The following is a 1310-nucleotide window of genomic DNA, read 5'->3' as shown; positions in this document are numbered from 1 at the left end:
CACTTCTTTCGAAGCGCCTAATTTCTTTTTTGTGAACATTTGATAATTTAAGTATTCAACGTCGCCTGCGCTTCGTTGGCACCTTCATCAAACGCCCACACTTATCGACTGTTAATTGTTAAAGAACTTATTCTGTACCGCCTTCTGCCGTTTGCTACGAAGCGTTGTGTTCGTTGCAGCAGAGAGATGAGATTATGCGGCGTTTTGCGTTCTTCGTCAACCTCTTTTTTACTACCGCGCCTCCTTGGAGACGGCCCTGACAGACTGCTAACTACTTGATTTCGTTAACCCTTTCTGCGGGGAGGCGAACTATAGCAGAGCTTCTCGATCTTTACCAGATTGTTTTGGTGATGCCATACAAATTTCGTTCGGCTGACTCAAAGAACGAAAAATTGGGCTCCCAGGACGCGCTGGATGGATGCGGATCGCTTGCTCTTCGCTGGCTGGTTGCCGGCGTCGCAGGCATTGATGGTTGATGCAGGCAGCAAAGCGCTGTTTCACATTGGGCAAAAAAAATCCCGCCAGACTCTCGCCTGGCGGGATTTCTTATGCACGATGACTTAGAACTGGAACGATACGCCAGCGCTGAAGTTGGTCAGATCGCTGCTTGGACGCTGAACTTCGATACGACCCGAAATTGCTGGCGTGAAAGCGTAGGTGGCGCCAAAACCGTACAGCGCTTTGTTCGTCGATGCGGTGTCGCTGTGGCCACCTGTGGATTCTTTAGCTTCCAGGCGGTTGTAGCCAAGGCGACCGTACAGGCCGAAACCGTTGCTCAGTGGAATCGAACCGATAACCGAGATAGCAGCCTGGTCGAAGGTGAAATCGGTGCGATTTTCTTCAAACGAAGCCAGACGGCGATAGCTGCCTTCAACAGCGATCGTTGGGGTGATGTTGTAGCCAACGAACGCGCCGTAGCCGGTTTCACGGTCGGAGTAATTGTCAACTTTGGTGGTGCCGAAATCGCCACCAACATAGAATTTGTTCGCTTCAGCTGCGAAAGACGAGGAAGCCATAACGGCCAGAGCTGCTGCCAATGCGATTTTTTTAAACACGGGTAAATCCTTTGTTATTAGTGAATTATCCAACGAAGACTACGTCTTGGTCGCGTGCCATATTTTACCTGTGGTTTCGGTCACACACAATTTTGCACTACAGGATTACGGAATAATGTTGTTTTCCGGTGACTATTCAGCCTCTGGGAGGGGTGTAAAAACCTATTTAAAATCAATGGGTTGCGGCCATCTGAAAACAGCTGAAAAACGCGAAAACCCGGCTTTTTTCATAAAAACTGAGTAAATCGCGCCTTT

General features: G+C 49.0%; 1 protein-coding gene. It reads right to left on the bottom strand.

Features of this window, described 5'->3' with window-relative positions:
- Nucleotides 1-560: 560 nt before the first annotated feature.
- Entirely contained in the window at nucleotides 561-1055 is a 495-nt protein-coding gene (locus F1735_RS33635; protein ID WP_167241356.1) for a porin family protein, read from the bottom strand.
- Between the last annotated feature and the right edge of the window lie 255 nt (nucleotides 1056-1310).

It is taken from the genome of Massilia genomosp. 1, assembly GCF_011682185.1.
GTDB classification, from domain to species: Bacteria; Pseudomonadota; Gammaproteobacteria; order Burkholderiales; family Burkholderiaceae_D; genus Telluria_A; species Telluria_A rubra.
Note: the sequence above shows the minus strand (reverse complement) of the source record. Positions and strands in the feature narration are given on the sequence as shown.